The sequence below is a fragment of the Pseudomonas sp. RGM 3321 genome, assembly GCF_022836805.1.
Taxonomy (GTDB): domain Bacteria; phylum Pseudomonadota; class Gammaproteobacteria; order Pseudomonadales; family Pseudomonadaceae; genus Aquipseudomonas.
The window spans coordinates 278,101-296,378 of the sequence record NZ_JALHBH010000119.1 but is presented as its reverse complement, the minus strand read 5'-3'; the positions used below and the strand labels follow the sequence as shown (position 1 = coordinate 296,378).

Genomic DNA, 18,278 nt, shown 5'->3' with positions numbered 1-18,278 from the left:
AAATAAAATTGAAAGAGCCTGCCGTTTTAGCGGGTTTTATCTTTACTGGAAATAGCCAATGATCTCTTTATCATTTTCCTGAAGAGGCCCGTCATGAAAGCAATCGCGTATTACCACTCGCTGCCGATCAGCGACGCACTGTCATTGCAGGACATCGAACTGCCTGAACCGGTGGCTGGCGCTCGTGATCTGCTGGTCGAGGTCAAGGCCATCTCCGTCAACCCGGTGGACACCAAAATCCGCCAGAACGTCCAGCCCGAGGACGGCGCTCCGAAGGTACTGGGCTGGGATGTGGCAGGTGTCGTGAAAGCGGTGGGTAGCCAGGTCACGCTGTTCAAGCCGGGTGACAAAGTGTTCTATGCCGGCTCCCTGACCCGGCCGGGTGGTAACAGCGAACTGCATGTGGTCGACGAGCGTATTGTCGGGCATATGCCGAAAACCCTGAGCTTTGCCCATGCGGCGGCGTTGCCGTTGACGGCGATCACTGCCTGGGAGCTGTTGTTCGAGCGCCTGCAGATCGCTCAGCAAAAAGGCGAAGGCTCGCACAGCCTGCTGATCGTCGGTGCAGCAGGCGGCGTGGGTTCGATCCTTACACAGTTGGCACGTCAGTTGACCACCCTGAAAGTCATCGGCACAGCTTCCCGGCCCGAGACCGAAAGCTGGGTCCGCGAACTGGGCGCACACGAGGTGCTGAACCACAGCAAGCCGTTGAGCGAAGAACTGAAACGCGTCGGCCTGAACCAGGTGACCCATGTGGCCAGCCTCACCCAGACCGAACAACATCTAGACCAACTGGTCGAGGCGCTCAAGCCACAAGGCAAGCTGGCGCTGATCGACGATCCCAAGTCTCTGGATGTGTCGAAGCTCAAGCGCAAGAGCCTGTCGCTGCACTGGGAGTTCATGTACACGCGGTCGATGTTCGAAACCGAGGACATGATCGAACAGCACAACCTGCTCAACCGGGTGGCCGAACTGATTGACGCCGGAACGCTGAAAACCACTTTTGGTGAGCACTTCGGCAGCATCAACGCAGAGAATCTGCGCCGCGCTCATGCCCTGCTGGAAAGTGGCAAGGCCAAAGGCAAGGTCGTACTGGAAGGGTTCTGAACGCGATACGGTTGTGTCAGCGCATCGCGTGACTGACACAACCATTGCGCCGGATCAGACCGGCTTCGCCTGCGCATCCCGCGTGCCTTGCGCACGGCGTGTCAGTACCGAAAGGCCGACCGTCAGTGCACCGCACAGGCTGATAACCAGCGCCATGGGTGTGGCCGTGCCGTCATGCAACAAGCCCACAAGGCTGGCCGCAACGGCGGCCACACTGAATTGCAGGCAACCCAGCAGCGCCGAGGCACTGCCCGCACGTGCCCACTGGCCGCTCATGGCGCAGGCCGACGCATTGGGGATGATGCACCCAAGGCTTGCCACGCAAATGAACAACGGCACCAGCAGCGGCCAAAGCGCTTCGGTGCGCAGCAAGCTGATAGCCAGCAACACCAGCGCCGCGGTGAGATAGATCCAGACCGTGCGCGACAGCAAAAATGCTGGCCCCGTCTTGCGCAGCAGACGCGCATTGATCTGCGCGACCAGAATGAAACCCGCCGCGTTCATCCCGAACAGCCAGCCGTAATGCTCGGCTGGTACGCCGTACAGCTTGATGAACACGAACGGCGACCCGGCGACGTAAGCGAACATCCCGGCCATGGCAATGCCGCCCGTCAGGGCATGGCCGATGAAGACGCGGTCCTGCAGCAGGTTGAAGTACTGACGAAATGCGCCACTCAACGGTTGACGAGGCGTGCTGGCGGGCATGCTTTCCGGCAGCCCCAGTGCAACCGCCGTCAGGCAGGCACCACTGAAAAGCGCCAGGCTGACAAAGATCGATTGCCAGCCAAAGGTGCCGACCAGTACCCCGCCGAGCATAGGTGCCAGAATCGGAGCCAGGCCCATGACCAGCATCAGTTGCGAAAAGACCTTGGCCGACTCGACAGCATTGCACTTGTCACTGACGATTGCCCGCGACAACACCATCCCGGCACAGCCGCCCAACGCCTGGACGAAGCGCGCACCAATCAGCCATTCAAGGCTCGGCGCAAAGGCGCAGGCTATCGAGGCGAGCATGAACAAGGTAACGCCGAACAGCAGCGGAATGCGTCGGCCGAACCGGTCAGCCACCGGACCATAGGCCAGTTGCCCCAGGGAAAGCCCGAGAAAATAAGCCGCCAGGGTCAACTGAATATGTTTTTCATCGGTCCCGAAATACGAGGCCATGGCCGGAAAGCCAGGAAGATAGAAGTCGATGGCCAGAGGGCCGAAGGCACTCAATGAGCCAAGGATAAGGATTGTGCGTAGATTCATCGGGTGTCCATTAACGGGTGCAGGGCAACGGGTTAGTCTAACCGGCTTACCTTGCAGAGAACGAAGGACACCGTAATTAATTCAAAACTTTTCGAAGTTTACAGACAGGGAGACCGCTCCGGTCTCCCTGACCCGCGTCATGCCGGCTGCGCCTGATAACCCTCTTCGCTGATCAACCTGACGATCTGCTCGGGTGACAGACTGCTTTGCACCTTCACCTGCTTGCTGGCCAGTTCAACCTGAACATCAGCGCCTGGGTCGTCGTTCTTGATTGCCTGGGTCACCGCGCGAACACAGTGCCCGCAGGTCATGCCTTGAACATTGAATAACTGCATGGTGTCACTCCCTTATTGATGGAAAGCGAGCATCTTCAACCTTGTCATCATGGCAAGGTCAAGTTTCTGTTATCGCTGCCGGGCTGGTATTCGGGCAGATCGTGAGCCAAGCTGACTCATCAACGTTTACATCAGGAGTATCAGCGATGCGCTGGTCAGCAGTGAGCCTCTTCAGCATTCTCGGTTTCTTGGCTATCGCACCCGCCACTCAGGCAGATCAGGATTACGGCATCCTGATCATTTCCCGAGAGCGCCTGGAAGTCGCGACCTCCTGTGAGATCGGCATCTATGTGCAGGACCGTCTGGCCGGAAGGCTTTTTCAGGAGGACTCGGTGTCTTTCAACCTGCCTGCCGGTGAAGTGTCGATAAGACTCAGCACCCTGCGTGGCACCGTAGTGGGCTGCGAACCGGGGATGGAAGCGCCGCGCAGCACCAGGATCCAGCTCCGCTCGGGCGATATCCTCAAATACCGTATCGCCACGGACCTGAACGGCATGTACCTCAAGAAAGCCGACCTCAACTATTGATTCGCGCTTGACCTTGCCCATGTGGCAAGGTTGATCCTTGCAGGTATCCAGCCTCAGGGAGTGATTCACATGCAACAAACCACCACCTTCGACCTGCCGATCAGCGGCATGACCTGCGCCAGTTGTGCGGGTCGGGTCGAGCGTGCTCTGGCCAAAGTGCCGGGGGTCAACAGCGTGACGGTCAACCTGGCCAATGAACGCGCCCATGTAGACACCGCAGCCCAGACCGATCCGCAAACCCTGATCGACGCCGTCAGCCGTGCTGGTTACCGCGCGACGCTGGTTGAGGATCGCCACGCCGAAGCTGACCAGAAAGCACGCCACCTGCACAACGAACGATGGGCCCTGCTGTTGGCCATCGCGCTGGCACTGCCGTTGATCGCGCCAATGTTACTGACGCCGCTGGACGTGCACTGGATGCTACCCGCCTGGGCGCAATTCGCACTGGCGACACCGGTGCAATTCGTTCTGGGCGCGCGTTTTTATGTGGCTGCCTGGAAAGCCGTACGCGCGGGCGCAGGCAATATGGACCTGCTGGTCGCCATCGGCACCAGCGCGGGCTACGGCTTGAGCGTCTATCAATGGCTGAGTGCTGCACCCGGCACAACGCCGCATCTGTATTTCGAAGCATCGGCGGTGGTCATCGCGCTGGTGCTATTGGGTAAATACCTGGAAAGCCGCGCCAAGCGTCAGACCGCCAGCGCCATTCGTGCCCTTGAGGCGCTACGCCCGGAACGCGCGCTGCGCGTGGTCGACGGCGTCGAACAGGACGTTGCGATCAGCTCACTGCAGCTTGGCGATCAAGTGCTGGTCAAACCTGGCGAACGGTTTCCGGTGGACGGCGAAGTGGTCGAAGGCCGCAGCCATGCCGACGAAGCGCTGATTACCGGTGAAAGCCTGCCGGTGGCCAAGCAGGCGGGTGACAAGGTCACGGGGGGTGCCATCAACGGCGAAGGCCAGTTGCTGGTGAAAACCACTGCGCTGGGCGCGGAAACCGTTCTGGCGCGCATCATTCGTCTGGTCGAAGACGCTCAGGCGGGCAAGGCCCCAATTCAGAAACTGGTGGATAAAGTCAGCCAGGTGTTTGTACCCGCTGTACTGGCCATTGCCTTTTTCACATTGGGAGGCTGGCTGCTGGCTGGAGCCTCGCTTGAAGTGGCGCTGATCAATGCGGTCGCCGTATTGGTGATTGCCTGCCCCTGCTCTCTGGGCCTTGCGACACCTACAGCGATCATGGCCGGAACCGGCGTGGCGGCGCGCTACGGCATTCTGATCAAGGATGCAGAGGCACTGGAGCGCGCCCATGCTGTGGATGCCGTGGTATTCGACAAGACCGGCACGCTGACCGCGGGCACGCCGCGCATCACCAACATGAGTGCGGTGTCGGACAATGAAGAACACCTGTTGCAACTGGCGGGCGCACTGCAACGCGGCAGTGAACACCCGTTGGCCAGGGCGGTGCTCGATGTGTGTCATGAATGGCAACTAAAGCTCGATGCAGCCGAAAGCAGCCATGCACTCAGCGGCCGGGGCATAGCGGGTACCGTTCAGGGCCGTGAACTGGCGCTGGGCAATCGACGCCTGCTGGATGAAAGCAGCCTGCCCATCGGCGAACTGGCCGAATCCGCGCGTATCTGGGAAGCCGAAGGGCGAACGCTGTCCTGGCTAATCGAGCAGGCTCCAGAGCCGAAGGTCATCGGCATGTTTGCCTTTGGTGACACACTCAAGCCCGGAACGGATCAGGCGATCAGGGCGCTGAATGCGCGCGGCATTACCAGCCATCTGCTGACCGGCGATAACCGCGGCAGCGCTCAAGTAGTAGCCCAGGCCTTGGGGATACACGATGTACATGCCGAAGTGCTGCCTGCCGACAAGGCAGCCACCGTCACCCAGCTGAAAAACCATCATGTGGTTGCCATGGTCGGTGACGGCATCAACGATGCACCGGCGCTGGCGGCAGCGGATGTGGGTATTGCGATGGGCGGCGCAACGGACGTCGCGATGCATGCAGCAGGCATCACCTTGATGCGCGGCGACCCGCGGCTGGTTCCGGCGGCGCTGGACATCAGCCGGCGAACCTACGCCAAGATCCGCCAGAACCTGTTCTGGGCATTCGTCTACAACCTGATCGGCATTCCCCTCGCGGCACTGGGCTACCTCAACCCGGTACTGGCTGGCGCGGCCATGGCGCTGTCCAGTGTCAGCGTGGTGAGCAATGCGCTGCTGCTGAAAACCTGGAAACCCCGTGATCTGGAGGACACGCCATGAACATCGGTCAGGCGGCGAAAAGCAGTGGTTTGAGTGCGAAGATGATCCGCTACTACGAATCCATCGGCCTGCTGCAAGCGGCACATCGCAGCGACAGTGGCTATCGCCTGTACAGCGCCGACGATTTACACACGCTGGCGTTCATCAAACGCTCGAGAGACCTGGGGTTCTCGCTGGAGGAAGTCGGCAAACTGCTGACCCTCTGGCAAGACCGCCAACGCGCCAGCGCCGACGTCAAGGCGCTGGCCCGTCAGCACATCGTGCAGTTGAATCAGAAGATCGACGAACTGGCGAGCCTGCGCGATACGCTTCAGGAACTGGTAGAACACTGCCACGGCGACGACCGCCCGGACTGCCCGATCCTCAAGGACCTGGCGTCGGGCGGGTGTTGCTAACCATCACTCCCGTGGGAGCGAGCTTGCTCGCGAAAGGGCCTTACTGCATCCACGGCGGTGGTGGTTCTTCGGTGGATTTGCTCGGTGGCGCGTCGTCTGCCGCACGAGCTGCCTGACGGCGAGCTTCGTCGAGACGGGCAGCTTCGATTTCGCGCAGTACGCCGCCCACATCGGCTTCGTCCTCCGGCTCGTCAAACTCACCGGTCAACACCGTGGCGGGCGACAAAGTGCCAGCCTCGTAGTACGACCACATTTCCTTGGCGTATTTGGTCTTTCTGAGTTCCGGCGCGAAGCGGCCGAAGTACAGCGCCATGTTGCCAACGTCACGCTCCAGCATGCTGAACGCATGGTTGTTGCCCGCGGCATCGACTGCTTGTGGCAAGTCGATGATGACCGGGCCGGACGGTGCCAGCAGCACGTTGAACTCGGAAAGGTCACCGTGCACCAGACCGGAACACAGCATCAGCACGATCTGTTCGATCAGGAACGCGTGATACTCGCGCGCCTGATCCGGCTCCAGCACCACATCGTTCAGGCGCGGCGCGGCGTCGCCATACTCGTCGGCCACCAGTTCCATGAGCAGTACGCCTTCCAGGAAGTCGTACGGTTTGGGCACCCGGACACCCGCGCTGGCCAGACGAAACAGTGCAGCCACTTCGGCGTTCTGCCAGGCGTCTTCGGTTTCCTTGCGCCCGAACTTCGAGCCCTTGGCCATGGCCCGGGCCTGGCGACTGTTGCGTACCTTGCGACCTTCCTGATACTCGGCCGCCTGACGGAAACTGCGTTTGTTAGCCTCCTTGTAAACCTTGGCACACCGCAGCTCATTGCCACAGCGCACCACATAAACAGCTGCCTCTTTACCACTCATGAGCGGGCGCAGCACCTCGTCGACCAGACCGTCTTCGATCAGGGGTTCAATGCGTTTAGGAGTTTTCATCAGCTTTTATTGTGGGTCCTTTGTTGCCAGATACGCGATTGTTGCCGTTATACGGCAATCCTCCGCCAGCGAGTAGGGGTAGTGGCCTTTGGATTGAAAGGTTTTTTAAGCAAAAACCACGCAATCCCCCGGTTTAAAGCACCTTTCGTGCCGTACAGGCGATAAAAGATATTCCGGGACAAAACGTGTAAAGCCCGAAGAATCTTCGTTAAATGCACTCGTTAGTGCGCAATACAACCTGGCGTTACTTGAACAAATCACCGGGCGTATAGCCGAACAAGCCCTTGAACGCAGCGATGAAAGCCGACGTCGAGTCATAACCACAGGCCAGCGCGGTATGGGTCACACTGGCGCCCTCTTCCAGTGCAGAAAGCGAAGACAGCAGTCGTGCCCGCTGACGCCAGCCACGAAAGCTCAACCCGGTTTCCCGCTGAAACAGGCGCATCAGGGTTTTCTCGGATGTGCCAAGACGTGCCGCCCAGTCGTGCAGGGTAATCAACTGTCCCGGTTCTTCGATCAACTCGTTGCACAGGCTCAGCAAACGCGGGTGACGCGGCAACGGCAGCGAAAAACCGACTTCCGGCAGGTGCGCCAGTTGGTCCAGCAATACCTGCACCAACCGCGCCTCATGGCTGTCCTGCTCGGGATAGTCCACGGGCAACAGACAGAAGCTCTTGATCAGTTCGCGAGCCAGCGGCGTGACTTCCAGCACCCGGCAACGCTGTGGTGCCCAGCCCGAATCAGCCGTGCGAATGTACAGGCTGCGCATTTCGGCACGCATGGAGGTCACGACCTCGTGCTCAAGCCCCGCAGGCACCCAGACGCCCCACTGTGGCGGTGCAAAAAAACTGCCCTCGGCGGTGTGCACACCCAGTACCCCGCTGATTGCGTAGGAAAACTGCACCCAGTCGTGACGATGGGGCGGCGTCCATGAACCGGCGCTGAGGCTTTCAGCGCGGGCATACAGCGGGCGCGGCAGACCGGACAGTGCCGGTATCTGCCGCTCGCCAGTAGGATGTCGCTGATCGATCTGTCCGTTAGTCGGCATCTTATGGCCTTATGTCGCAAGACGGCTGTTATGCAACAGAGTAGCCTGCGCACATCCTTGTTTACAAAAGTTGTCCGGGTCCGTCATGCAATCACTCAAACATTTCAAGCGCGTCGCCACCGACTGGTTCCTGTGGGGCATGGTTCTGGCGACGGTGCTCGCCTACTTCTTCCCGCGTTTCGGTGCTACTGGCGGCAGCATGCACGCTGAATACGTCATCAACATCGGCGTGTTCGTGGTGTTCTTTCTGCACGGCGTGAACCTGTCCAGCGAGCAGATCAAACGAGGGCTGACCAATTGGCGGCTGCACGTGATGATTCAGGTCTTCACGTTTGTAGTGTTTCCGCTGATCTGGCTGGTGTGCGACAAACTGCTGGGCTCGCATGTGCCTGCGCTGCTGATGCTGGGCTTTTTCTACCTGTGTGCCCTGCCCTCGACCATTTCGTCCTCGGTGGCGCTGACCGGCAGCGCAGGCGGCAATGTTCCGGCAGCGATTCTCAACGCCAGCATGTCCAGCGTCATCGGGATTTTCATCACGCCGTGGCTGGTGAGCCTGCTGGTCGGCACCGGTGCCGGGGGGATTGATCTGGGCGACACGCTGCTCAACCTGTGCGCGATGCTTCTACTGCCGCTGATACTGGGCCAGTTACTGCGGCCGCTGCTGGGCAAGTTCTTCGCCCGGCACAAGAAGTACACCAACCTGATCGACAAGCTGGTGATCCTGCTGCTGGTGTACGCGGCGTTCTGCAACTCGATGATTTCCGGCATGTGGCAGAGCCAGGGCAACAGTGTGATCCTGACCGCATTCATCGGTACCGCGCTGCTGCTGGCGGTGATCCTGTTGATGACCACGCGCACCGCGCGGGCGCTCAAGTTCGATCATGCCGACAAGGTCGCGGCGGTGTTCTGCGCTACCAAAAAGTCGCTTGCTGCGGGGGCGCCGATGGCAGCGTTGATCTTCGGCAGTAATCCGGGGCTGGGCCTGATCCTGCTGCCGATCATGATCTACCATCCGATGCAGTTGATCGTATGCTCGATCATCGCCGAGAGCTACGCCAGTCGTCATCGCCAGCAGCTTTCACAGGCCGCGCTGGAAGAAGCCCAGGCCGCCTGACCACAGTTACATCAGCGCGTCATCGCCCAGCGTGACGCGCGCGTAAAAGACGATTGCCACTGTCGGGATCAACGCTGAATAACCCGGCCTGAGCGCCGTGCCAAAGTGCGTCAGCAAGCGCTGCACCGGTGCCTGGCGAATTGCGCCCAGCAACCCTTTGATCGTGCCGGGAGCTTTCTCGGTCTGCGCAGGCTTGAAGAATGCCGCAACGGTCAAACGCTCGGCCAGTGCATCGACATGTGCGGCATACACCTCCCAGCTCATCGCGCTGACACTGGCGCGAGGCATTTGCACCAGCGGGTGCGCACTGCTGAACGCCTGCCGGAAAAACGTCCGCAGCAGCAGTTCTTCCACCTCGACCACCGTCGCGCAGTTGTGCAGCGAATCACTCAGGCCGTACTGCCGCGCCAGCATGCCCAGCACTCGCGTATAGGGCACGCCCCGACGCCGGGCGGCATTGATCAGAAAGTGTCCGGCGACCAGCTGGAATTCGCGCACAAATGCGTAGGTGCGATCCGCTTCGGTGGCCTTGAGGCGCGTCCATCGACTGCTGCACAAATGCTTGATGGCCGCCTCCAGCACGTAGTCTGGCGAGTGGACCAGAACGCTGTGCAGCCAGATGTCCTGCAAGATAGGGTCACGAGTGACTGTCGGTAAAACGGCAACACCGGTTTCCAGCCCTTCACTGCCGCTGAAGCGAGTTGCGATTAGCACTTCCTGCAAGCGTCTCCAGTAGTGGTGATGGCGATAACCCGGCATCCGCACATTCTCGAAGTGCTCGACCGGCGTGCGTCCCAAGCTCTTTTCACCAAGATTCAGCAATAGCACGTGGTCTTCACTGGAGTAAGCGTTGATCAGTCGTCCGCTGATTTTCTGCTTTAACACTTCGGCCTCGGCCGCCTCAATGCGCACCGCAGCAGCCATCAGCAACACATCGCCCACCACCAGCCCGTGTTCGGCCGTCTGCTGCAGGTTCTTGAGCGCGCTGACCAATAGTCGTCCGCCCAGTGAATGGCCGATCAGGTTGACCTGTTTTACGTCCGGGTGATGTTCGAACAGATAGCGGTCCAGTTGTGCCAGCAACACTTTGCCCATATCGCGAGCCCGGTTGCGGATACGTGCAAAATGAACGACCCGGTCCCCCGCCAGCGCGGCTGCGCCCGCCAGCGGATGCACTCGGGCGGCGGCCATCAACAGGCCACGGGAACGGTTGTCCATCTGGGTGAAATGGCTGGATGGCCAGAACGCCAGAATATTCACGCTTTGGCGCAAGGCACCAGGAATACTGTTGGCCAGCATGCGCCGGTCGTCCAGATCATGCCCTGACGAATAGCCGTGAATGAAGACGTTGGCGACCTCGCCCGATGTCTTGGGCAAGGTCAGAAACTTGAAGTGATTTTCCACGTTGTCCTGTCACACATGGGCGGGTTGCACGCTCAATTTCTGACGATGAAGCGCCTGGCGATCAGTATGATCAGCCGCAGGCAAAACATGATACCGGTCACAGCGATCACCCATTTGGCAACCAGCAGGAAATAACTTTCGATTTCATCGGAAACCAGCCCCACCAGCAAGCCCATCCCGCCGATCAGCAAACCGATCAGCATCAGCCCGATATAAGGCCTCAGCCAGCGGGTCCGCGCGCCTTTGTCGAACAGATAGAACACCGTGCCGATCAGAATCAGAAGTACCGATACTCCAATGATGAGCCCCATGTTTTACCTCGACGTTACAGGCCAATAGTGCCGCTTGCTCATCCTGCAGGCTGTTTCCAGTCTTGAATATGCAGCGCGGCGCAGATTGTGACGCAGAGCGTCACGAAATGCATTCCTACGCCGGAGCGTAAGGAACGATCGTCTCGACTATCGTCTGACTCTAACGCTCCAGAATCGCCGTCACGCCCTGGCCGCCTGCGGCGCAGATCGAAATCAATCCACGCCCGCTGCCTGCTGCATCGAGCAGTTTGGCCAGGTTGGCGACGATACGACCTCCGGTTGCGGCGAACGGATGCCCGGCTGCCAGCGAACTGCCCTTGACGTTCAGTTTGCTGCGGTCAATCGACCCCAGCGGCGCGTCCAGTCCCAAGCGAGTCTTGCAGTAGTCGGCGTCTTCCCAAGCCTTGAGGGTGCACAGCACCTGCGCGGCGAAGGCTTCGTGAATTTCGTAGTAATCAAAATCCTGAAGGATCAGGCCATTGCGCGCCAGCAGGCGCGGAACGGCGTAGGCCGGGGCCATCAGCAGCCCTTCTGCGCCGTTGACGAAATCCACCGCTGCGGCCTCGCCATCCCGCCAGTAGGCCAGCACCGGCAGGCCGCGCTCGCGAGCCCACTCTTCGCTGGCCAGCAATACCACAGACGCGCCGTCGGTCAGCGGCGTAGAGTTACCGGCCGACAGCGTGCCCTTGGCACTTCGCTCAAATGCGGGCTTGAGACCAGCCAACTTTTCGAGGGTCAGGTCCGGGCGCAGGTTGTTGTCACGGATCAGCCCCAGATACGGCGTCATCAAGTCATCCTGCCAGCCCTCGGCGTAGGCTGCGGCCATTTTCAGATGGCTCTCAAGCGCCAATTGATCCTGCGCCCCGCGCTCTATGCCCCAGTTCTGCGCCATCAGCTCGCAATGCTGGCCCATCGACAACCGCGTACGTGGCTCGCCGTTACGCGGCAGCTCCGGTTTGAGGTGGTGTGGACGCAACTGCATCAAGGCCTTGATCTTGTCACCCGGCGTCTTGCTGCGGTTAACCTGTAACAGAATCTTGCGCAGCCCTTCATTGACCCCTATCGGCGCATCTGACGTGGTGTCCACGCCCCCGGCAATGCCGCACTCGATCTGCCCCAGCGCGATTTTGTTGGCCACCAGCAACGCAGCTTCCAGCCCCGTACCGCACGCTTGCTGAATGTCGTAAGCCGGGGTCTGCGCCGACAGTCGCGAGCCCAGCACGCATTCGCGGGTCAGGTTGAAGTCTCTGGAGTGCTTGAGCACCGCGCCCGTCACCACCTCGCCCATGCGCAGCCCGTGCAGATTGAAGCGCTCGATCAGCCCTTCCAGAGCAGCCGTGAGCATGTCCTGATTGCTGGCCTTGGCATAAGGGCCATTGGAGCGCGCGAACGGAATGCGGTTACCGCCGACGATGGCGACCCGACGAGGATGCGTCATGGAAAACTCCCTTTCTTCAAGCGAATGGATGAGCCGTGTCGATCGCAAGAACAAACGTCATGCCACCGTGGTCCATTCCTTTGAACCCCGACTTCAGGAGAGTGTTCCATGCCGTCAGATCGCTATATTGATTTCGCCAACTCCGACATGGGTCGGCGCCTGGTGAAGGCCGTCGGTCTGCCCGCCCCCACTCACCTGGAGCGCTGGCAGGCCGGACGTCTGCGCCCCGTCGAAGGGACCTTGCTGATCAGCGCAGGACCGCTGGGGGATCAGGTCCGCCAGTTCGCCAGCCGCCTGACCGACTCGCTGTACAGTTTCGGCAGCGAGATGCCCGGTGCCACGACGTGGGTGTCCAACCAGGGTCCGCGCCTTAAGGCAGTGGTTTTCGACGCCAGCCAGATCCTGCGCACCGATCAGCTCAGGCAGTTGCGGGACTTCTTTCAGCCGCTGCTGCGCAATCTCGATCACTGCGCGCATGTGGTCATTCTCGGCAAGGCACCCGAGACACTCACTGATCCGCTGGCGGCCAGCACTCAACAGGCCATCGAAGGCTTCAGCCGCTCGCTGGCCAAGGAAGTGCGCAACGGCGCAACGGTCAAGCTGCTGCAAGTGGATGACGACGCGCAGGATCAACTGGAGGGCGCCTTGCGCTTCTTCCTGACGCCCAAGGCTGCGTTCATCTCCGGTCAGTTTGTTCACCTGAGCGCCTGTCCGGGCAAAGTGCAGGACTGGACTCGCCCGCTGGCCGGACGCAAGGCAGTGGTGACGGGCGCGGCACGCGGCATCGGTGCGTCGATTGCCGAGACCCTGACCCGTGATGGCGCGCAGGTCATTCTGCTGGACGTGCCACAGACCAAAAACGAACTGGAAGCACTGGCCTCACGGCTCGGCGGCCAGGCACTGGCGCTGGATATCTGCGCGGCGGATGCTCCGGCCCAGTTGCTTGAACACCTGCCGGACGGCGTCGACATACTGGTGCATAACGCTGGCATCACGCGTGACAAGACGCTGGTCAACATGCCGGAGGACTTCTGGGACTCGGTACTGGCGGTCAACCTCAACGCTCCGCAAGTGCTGACTCAGGTGCTTCTCGACGCCGGTGCGCTGAAGGATAACGCGCGGATTGTGCTCATGGCTTCGATCAGCGGCATTGCCGGTAATCGCGGGCAAACCAACTACACCACCAGCAAGGCCGGTCTGATCGGTTTTGCCAAGGCGATGGCCCCCGGGCTCAGGTCACGCGGCATCAGTATCAACGCCGTCGCACCTGGCTTCATCGAAACGAAAATGACCGCGCATATGCCGTTCACCCTGCGTGAGGCAGGACGGCGCATGAGTTCGCTCGGTCAGGGCGGTTCGCCACAGGATGTTGCCGAAGCCGTGGCGTGGTTCAGCCAGCCAGGCAGCGGCGCGGTGAGCGGTCAGGTTCTACGTGTATGTGGTCAAAACGTGATCGGGGCATAAGCCCCAGCATCGAATTCAAGGAGATGGATGATGACGGCTCACTGGCGCTACCTCAATTCTCTGCAGCCCCTGTCCAACCTGTTCATCCAGGCAGCGCTCAGGCGCAAGGTCACAGGGTCGCAGTTACCCGATCTGGGATTGCGAAGCTGGATCGCAGTCGATACCGACAAGCTTGATGCCTACAGCAAGGTCTGTGGATTCGAAGAAAGCAGCCTGCTGCCGCCGACATACCCGCATGTGCTGGCCTTTCCGTTACAAATGCAGCTGATGACCTCTCAGGAATTTCCGTTTCCGTTGCTGGGGCTTATTCACCTTGCCAATCGCATTCGCACTCATCGCCCGCTCGGCGGCGTGAGCCAGCTGTATATCAGCGTTCAGGCCACCGACCTGCGACCGCACGCCAAAGGCGCGACCTTCACCCTGGTGACTCAGGCCGAGGATGGCATGGGCCTGCTTTGGGAAGAAGAAAGCACCATGCTGTGCACCGCCGTGCATCTGGAAGACGCGCCTGTAGAGCATCCCGAGCTTGCGCCGCTGCCCCTGATCGAGCTGGACAACTGGCGTGCGTCGGCACAAATCGGGCGTGAGTACGCCAAGGTATCGGGCGACTACAATCCTATTCACCTCAGCGCACCCAGCGCCAAGCTGTTCGGCTTCCCGCGCGCCATCGCCCACGGCATGTGGCTCAAGGCACGTACGCTCGCGGCCCTGAGCGAGCACTTGCCAGCCTCGAATGTCGAGATCAGCGTGCAGTTCCAGAAGCCGGTACGCCTGCCCGCCGACGTCACACTCTCGGCCAGCGCTGCTGGCTCTCATGGTCAGTTCCGCGTCGAAGGCCAGGAGGGCATCGTGCATATGATCGGTAGCTGGCAGCCTGCAACCGAGTGATGCATCCCTGATAAAACCCTCTGACGGGAGCACAGCTCCCTTCAATGGCTGAACAAACCGCAACGCCCACTTGCCTGGCGCCCCGTTCCCCCTGAAGCTATGCACCTTCAGGAGAGCACGATGAACCTCGACGAGTTGACCCAACGCCTACACCGCATTCGCGACCAGAATGACTGGAAGCAATTTCACAGCCCGAAAAATCTGGCCATGGCTGCCAGCGTGGAAATGGCCGAGCTGGTGGAGATATTCCAGTGGCTGCGTGAAGACCAGTCCCGCGAGCTGCCTGCCGACCAACTGGAACATGCCGGTCAGGAAGTCGGCGATATCGTTCTTTATCTGTTGTTGCTGTGCAGCGAGCTAGGGCTGGACATGGAAACCGTGGTGCGCAACAAGCTGGCAGACAGCGAGCGGAGATTTGCCAAGTGAGTGATCGGCATTTCGACCAGCTGGCGACCCGCTTTGCGGAAAAGATCTACGGCGGTGCCAAGGGGGCCATTCGTCTGGGAGTGCTGCAGGCCGATTTGACCGAGACCCTGCCCGCACGACCGCTTCGCGTACTGGATATCGGCGCGGGGCTGGGCCACATGTCATTGTGGCTGGCCGAACAGGGGCATGAAGTGACCCTGGCCGAGCCCGCCGAACCCATGCTCGAAGGCGCACGTCAGCGCTTTTTCGAGGCCGGACAGACGGCTACCTTCATTCAGGCTCCGTGGCAGGCACTGCCCGGTTTACTGAGCGACACTTACGATCTGGTGCTGTGCCACGCCGTGCTGGAATGGCTGGCCGAGCCGCACGCTATCCTTCCGGTATTGCGCCGCTTGACCCGCGACGATGGATGGCTGTCACTGGCTTTTTACAACCGTGATGCGCTGATCTATCGCAACTTGTTGAAAGGTCATTTCCGCAAGATGCGCAAAAATGACATGGCCGGGGAAAAGCAGAGCCTGACGCCACAACAACCGCTCGACCCTCGGGAACTGGCGACGCAACTTGAAGGCTTGTGGCAAGTCGAAACCCGTAGCGGCGTACGGGTGTTTCACGATTACATGCCGGTTGAATTCCAGGCTCGGGCCGAGCTGACCGACCTGCTGGAAATGGAGCTGGCGCATCGGCGTCATCCAGCCTTTGCCGGGCTGGGCCGTTACCTGCACTGGATGTGCCGTCCGGTCTGACATCACTGCGGAGACCACCATGAAACAACGCCCTGCCTTGTTTGCCCTGATTCTTGGGACTGGCCTGCTCGGGATTAGCGCGTGCCAGAGCGATAATCCGTATGTGGCCAGCTCTCTGCCCATGCCGCCTGCTCCTGCGCAGGCAGCGAAGACACTGGACATGAGCGCCTACCCTGCGCCGCCGCGCGACTATGGCCGGTATCGGTCGTGGGGCTGGCTCAACGGCCAGTTGCCGCCCGGTACGGCGTGGGTGGATTCTGCGCAGGTGGTCGAAGCAGTAAGCAACGGTCTGGACCAACGCGGCTTGCGGCCAGCTCGCGGTAATCAAGCTGCGGACCTCTACGTCAGCGCCACGACCCGGCAGGAAACCCGGCTGCGCCAGGTGCGCGAAGATTACGATCCGTATTACGGAGGCGGCATGGGCTATGGCCGCTACGATGGTTACCGGCCCGGTTACGGCGGCTACGCCAGCGTGCCGGTGGTGCGCACTTATAAGGAAAACGTGATGGTGGTGCAGATCAATCTGATCGACGCACGCACCGGTCAACCGGTATGGAGCGCCAGCGCAGATGCACGCGCCAGCAACAATCTGGCAGACCGCAGCAGCGCATTACGTCAGGCCGTGCAACAGGCGCTGACGGCCTACCCTCCTTCGTAACCCATTCGGAGCACTGCCATGTTTCGCTGTATCGTCCTTCTGTCCTGTGCCTTGCTGCTGGCTGCCTGTCAGAGCAATTCGATCAATCGCGACTTCGATGCCCAACGTGATTTCGGCGGCTATCGCAACTGGAGCTGGAAAGAGCCTGCCGTTCAGTATCAGCCGGATGATGACCCACGGCTCAAAAGTGACCTGACCGAGCAGCGCATTCGCCAATCGATCAGCGAGCAACTGGACCAGCGCGGCCTGCGCATGGCCGCTGCCGGCGCCCGGTCGGATTTGAAAGTGCAGGCCTGGCTTATTGTCGAAAATCGCCAGCAAACGGTCAGCACCAACTATGGCGGCGGCTGGAACCCTTGGGGTGGCTACGGCTATTGGAACGGGCCGATGAACACCGAAACCCGTAGCGTGGACTACAAGGTCGGCACCTTGCAGATTGATATGTTCGATGGCAAGGACGGCAAACTGGTCTGGCGCGGCAGCACCGAGCGCATCCTTAACGACAACGCTGGCAACCCGGCTGAACGGGAGCAGGCCATCCGCACCACGGTGGCAAAAATTCTGGAACAGTATCCGCCGCGCTAACCCCCGCCTGACGTGTTGCGACCCTCTGCGGTCTTGCGCAATGAGCAGCGCGATCAAGGCTCAGGCCTGCAGATCGCCCTGCATTTCATCGAGCAGTTCCTGAATCGCGTCGAGGCGTTCTTCGGGGTCGTCGATTTCCAGCAGCTCCACTTTGTCCTTCTCGGTGAACGGCAGCAGATAGGCAAGCTGGTTGGACAATGAATACTGCCCACCGGCAGACACGCCCATGTTCAAGGACGCCACCATCGGGTGCTCGGCCAGCGCTTCCAGCAGTGCAACGAGGTCGGCGTCTTCTTCCTGCAACGGACGCTCCACAGGCTCTTGCAGCCATTCAACCTCGGCCACCAGCAGTTGATCGCGCTGAACTTCAGCGGCGACCACCCGGAAGCGCCGCCCACCGACGACACGGATGCCCAGCAAGCCGTTGTCCTGCTGCTGGAAATCCGTGACCAGTGCTTCGCAGCCAATCGGCGAGTAGCCGCCCGGCACGGTGCCCACCTCATTTCCTTCGGTGATGCACACCACACCAAACCCTTCACCCTGCTTCATGCAGCGGCCGATCATGTCCAGATAGCGCGCTTCAAACAACTGCAGATCAAGCACGCAACCTGGAAACAGCACAGCGTTCAACGGAAACAACGGCAACGTCATGGAAAAGCCTCCTTTAAATGGCCATCGACATTGCCAGCGGCAGAAACAATGCCGTCGCAACGCCCATCAGACTCATTGCCAACGCAGCAAAAGCCCCCGATTCCTCTCCTTCCTGCAATGCCACGGAAGTCCCCACCGCATGGGCCGTAAGACCCAGAGCCATGCCGCGAGCCGCAGGGTTGTCGACCCCGGCCAGCGACAGCAGGCCGGGGCCGAAAATGGCACCGAATACGCCAGTAATCAACACAAAAACCGCCGCCAGGGCTGCGACCCCGCCGATTTGCTCGGCAACGAGCATGGCAATGGGTGAGGTGACCGACTTGGGTGCCATGGTCATCAGAATCATATGGTCGGCACCGAACAGCACCCCGAACCCGACACACAGCCCGGTGGCAAACACCCCGCCGACTACCAGCGTAGTCAAGACAGGCCAGAACAGCTGGCGGATTCGCCGCATGTTCAGGTATAGCGGCACCGCCAGCGCCACGGTCGCAGGCCCCAGCAGCGTGCTGAGAATTTCAGTGCTTTTGCGGTACTCGGTGTATTCAAGATCGCAGAACAGCACGACACCGATTACCACCACCATCGAAACCAGCACCGGCTGCAGAAACAGCCAGCGGGTTCGCTCGTACGCAGCCATCGCCAACTGATAGGCGCCCAGGGTGATCGCGATGCCAAAAAGCGGATGGTGAATCACCGCCAGCCATGCACCGTGCCAATCCATA

Annotated in this window: 20 protein-coding genes; 11 read left to right on the top strand and 9 right to left on the bottom strand. The window is 60.5% G+C overall.

Annotated elements, in window-relative coordinates; all coding sequences use genetic code 11:
- The first annotated feature begins 93 nt into the window (after positions 1-93).
- On the top strand, positions 94-1,107 hold the full coding sequence (locus RGM3321_RS24020; protein ID WP_005778965.1) for a zinc-binding alcohol dehydrogenase family protein: 1,014 nt from the start codon (positions 94-96) through the stop codon (positions 1,105-1,107).
- A gap of 54 nt (positions 1,108-1,161) precedes the next feature.
- Here the strand turns inward: RGM3321_RS24020 and RGM3321_RS24015 are convergent, their stop codons facing one another.
- The gene (locus RGM3321_RS24015) at positions 1,162-2,358 is read right to left on the bottom strand and encodes a multidrug effflux MFS transporter (RefSeq protein ID WP_244395099.1); all 1,197 of its coding nucleotides are present in this window, start codon (positions 2,356-2,358) and stop codon (positions 1,162-1,164) included.
- A gap of 137 nt (positions 2,359-2,495) precedes the next feature.
- On the bottom strand, positions 2,496-2,693 hold the full coding sequence (locus RGM3321_RS24010) for a heavy-metal-associated domain-containing protein (protein WP_004659353.1): 198 nt from the start codon (positions 2,691-2,693) through the stop codon (positions 2,496-2,498).
- Positions 2,694-2,839: 146 nt separating this feature from the next.
- Between RGM3321_RS24010 and RGM3321_RS24005 the strand changes: the two genes are divergently transcribed.
- From RGM3321_RS24005 to cueR, 3 genes are all read left to right on the top strand, one after another.
- A complete protein-coding gene (locus tag RGM3321_RS24005) occupies positions 2,840-3,220 on the top strand; it encodes a hypothetical protein (RefSeq protein WP_244395098.1) in 381 nt (126 codons plus the stop codon).
- A gap of 69 nt (positions 3,221-3,289) precedes the next feature.
- Positions 3,290-5,488 (top strand): heavy metal translocating P-type ATPase, encoded by a 2,199-nt coding sequence (locus RGM3321_RS24000; RefSeq protein ID WP_244395097.1) that lies wholly within the window; start codon positions 3,290-3,292, stop codon positions 5,486-5,488.
- Positions 5,485-5,883 (top strand): Cu(I)-responsive transcriptional regulator, encoded by a 399-nt coding sequence (gene cueR, locus RGM3321_RS23995; RefSeq protein ID WP_005742930.1) that lies wholly within the window; start codon positions 5,485-5,487, stop codon positions 5,881-5,883. Before RGM3321_RS24000 ends, cueR begins: the two co-directional genes overlap by 4 nt.
- A 40-nt stretch (positions 5,884-5,923) precedes the next feature.
- On the opposite strand, the gene RGM3321_RS23990 is transcribed toward cueR, so the two are convergent.
- Together RGM3321_RS23990 and RGM3321_RS23985 are read right to left on the bottom strand one after the other, a co-directional pair.
- Complete coding sequence (locus RGM3321_RS23990) at positions 5,924-6,820, bottom strand: PA4780 family RIO1-like protein kinase (RefSeq protein WP_002555533.1); 897 nt, start codon at positions 6,818-6,820, stop codon at positions 5,924-5,926.
- Between the two features lie 244 nt (positions 6,821-7,064).
- A complete protein-coding gene (locus tag RGM3321_RS23985) occupies positions 7,065-7,868 on the bottom strand; it encodes a helix-turn-helix transcriptional regulator (RefSeq protein ID WP_002555534.1) in 804 nt (267 codons plus the stop codon).
- A gap of 85 nt (positions 7,869-7,953) precedes the next feature.
- Here RGM3321_RS23985 and RGM3321_RS23980 point away from each other — a divergent pair, with 85 nt between their 5' ends.
- Positions 7,954-8,982: a bile acid:sodium symporter family protein gene (locus RGM3321_RS23980; RefSeq protein ID WP_054072396.1), complete on the top strand. Its 1,029-nt coding sequence runs from the start codon at positions 7,954-7,956 to the stop codon at positions 8,980-8,982.
- Positions 8,983-8,988: 6 nt separating this feature from the next.
- On the opposite strand, the gene RGM3321_RS23975 is transcribed toward RGM3321_RS23980, so the two are convergent.
- The 3 genes from RGM3321_RS23975 to RGM3321_RS23965 form a co-directional block, all read right to left on the bottom strand.
- Complete coding sequence (locus RGM3321_RS23975) at positions 8,989-10,386, bottom strand: DUF726 domain-containing protein (protein WP_244395096.1); 1,398 nt, start codon at positions 10,384-10,386, stop codon at positions 8,989-8,991.
- A 32-nt stretch (positions 10,387-10,418) separates the two neighbouring features.
- Positions 10,419-10,697 carry a hypothetical protein gene (locus RGM3321_RS23970; protein WP_244395095.1) on the bottom strand — a complete coding sequence of 93 codons (279 nt, stop codon included), beginning with the start codon at positions 10,695-10,697 and terminating at the stop codon, positions 10,419-10,421.
- A gap of 160 nt (positions 10,698-10,857) precedes the next feature.
- A complete protein-coding gene (locus tag RGM3321_RS23965; RefSeq protein WP_244395094.1) occupies positions 10,858-12,135 on the bottom strand; it encodes an acetyl-CoA C-acetyltransferase in 1,278 nt (425 codons plus the stop codon).
- A 108-nt stretch (positions 12,136-12,243) separates the two neighbouring features.
- Between RGM3321_RS23965 and RGM3321_RS23960 the strand changes: the two genes are divergently transcribed.
- From RGM3321_RS23960 to RGM3321_RS23935, 6 genes are all read left to right on the top strand, one after another.
- Complete coding sequence (locus RGM3321_RS23960; protein WP_244395093.1) at positions 12,244-13,599, top strand: 3-oxoacyl-ACP reductase; 1,356 nt, start codon at positions 12,244-12,246, stop codon at positions 13,597-13,599.
- A 30-nt stretch (positions 13,600-13,629) separates the two neighbouring features.
- Positions 13,630-14,487, top strand: coding sequence for a MaoC/PaaZ C-terminal domain-containing protein (locus RGM3321_RS23955; protein WP_244395123.1), 858 nt, complete (start codon positions 13,630-13,632; stop codon positions 14,485-14,487).
- Positions 14,488-14,607: 120 nt separating this feature from the next.
- Positions 14,608-14,913, top strand: a complete 306-nt coding sequence (locus RGM3321_RS23950) for a MazG-like family protein (protein ID WP_002555541.1) — start codon at positions 14,608-14,610, stop codon at positions 14,911-14,913.
- Positions 14,910-15,659, top strand: a complete 750-nt coding sequence (locus RGM3321_RS23945; protein ID WP_244395092.1) for a methyltransferase domain-containing protein — start codon at positions 14,910-14,912, stop codon at positions 15,657-15,659. The genes RGM3321_RS23950 and RGM3321_RS23945 overlap by 4 nt, the downstream gene beginning before the upstream one ends.
- A 19-nt stretch (positions 15,660-15,678) precedes the next feature.
- Positions 15,679-16,317 carry a DUF4136 domain-containing protein gene (locus RGM3321_RS23940; RefSeq protein ID WP_244395091.1) on the top strand — a complete coding sequence of 213 codons (639 nt, stop codon included), beginning with the start codon at positions 15,679-15,681 and terminating at the stop codon, positions 16,315-16,317.
- Positions 16,318-16,335: 18 nt separating this feature from the next.
- Complete coding sequence (locus tag RGM3321_RS23935; RefSeq protein ID WP_244395090.1) at positions 16,336-16,902, top strand: DUF4136 domain-containing protein; 567 nt, start codon at positions 16,336-16,338, stop codon at positions 16,900-16,902.
- Between the two features lie 60 nt (positions 16,903-16,962).
- On the opposite strand, the gene RGM3321_RS23930 is transcribed toward RGM3321_RS23935, so the two are convergent.
- Complete coding sequence (locus RGM3321_RS23930; protein ID WP_244395089.1) at positions 16,963-17,553, bottom strand: LON peptidase substrate-binding domain-containing protein; 591 nt, start codon at positions 17,551-17,553, stop codon at positions 16,963-16,965.
- A 13-nt stretch (positions 17,554-17,566) separates the two neighbouring features.
- A complete protein-coding gene (locus tag RGM3321_RS23925; protein WP_244395122.1) occupies positions 17,567-18,277 on the bottom strand; it encodes an LrgB family protein in 711 nt (236 codons plus the stop codon).
- Position 18,278 lies beyond the last annotated feature (1 nt).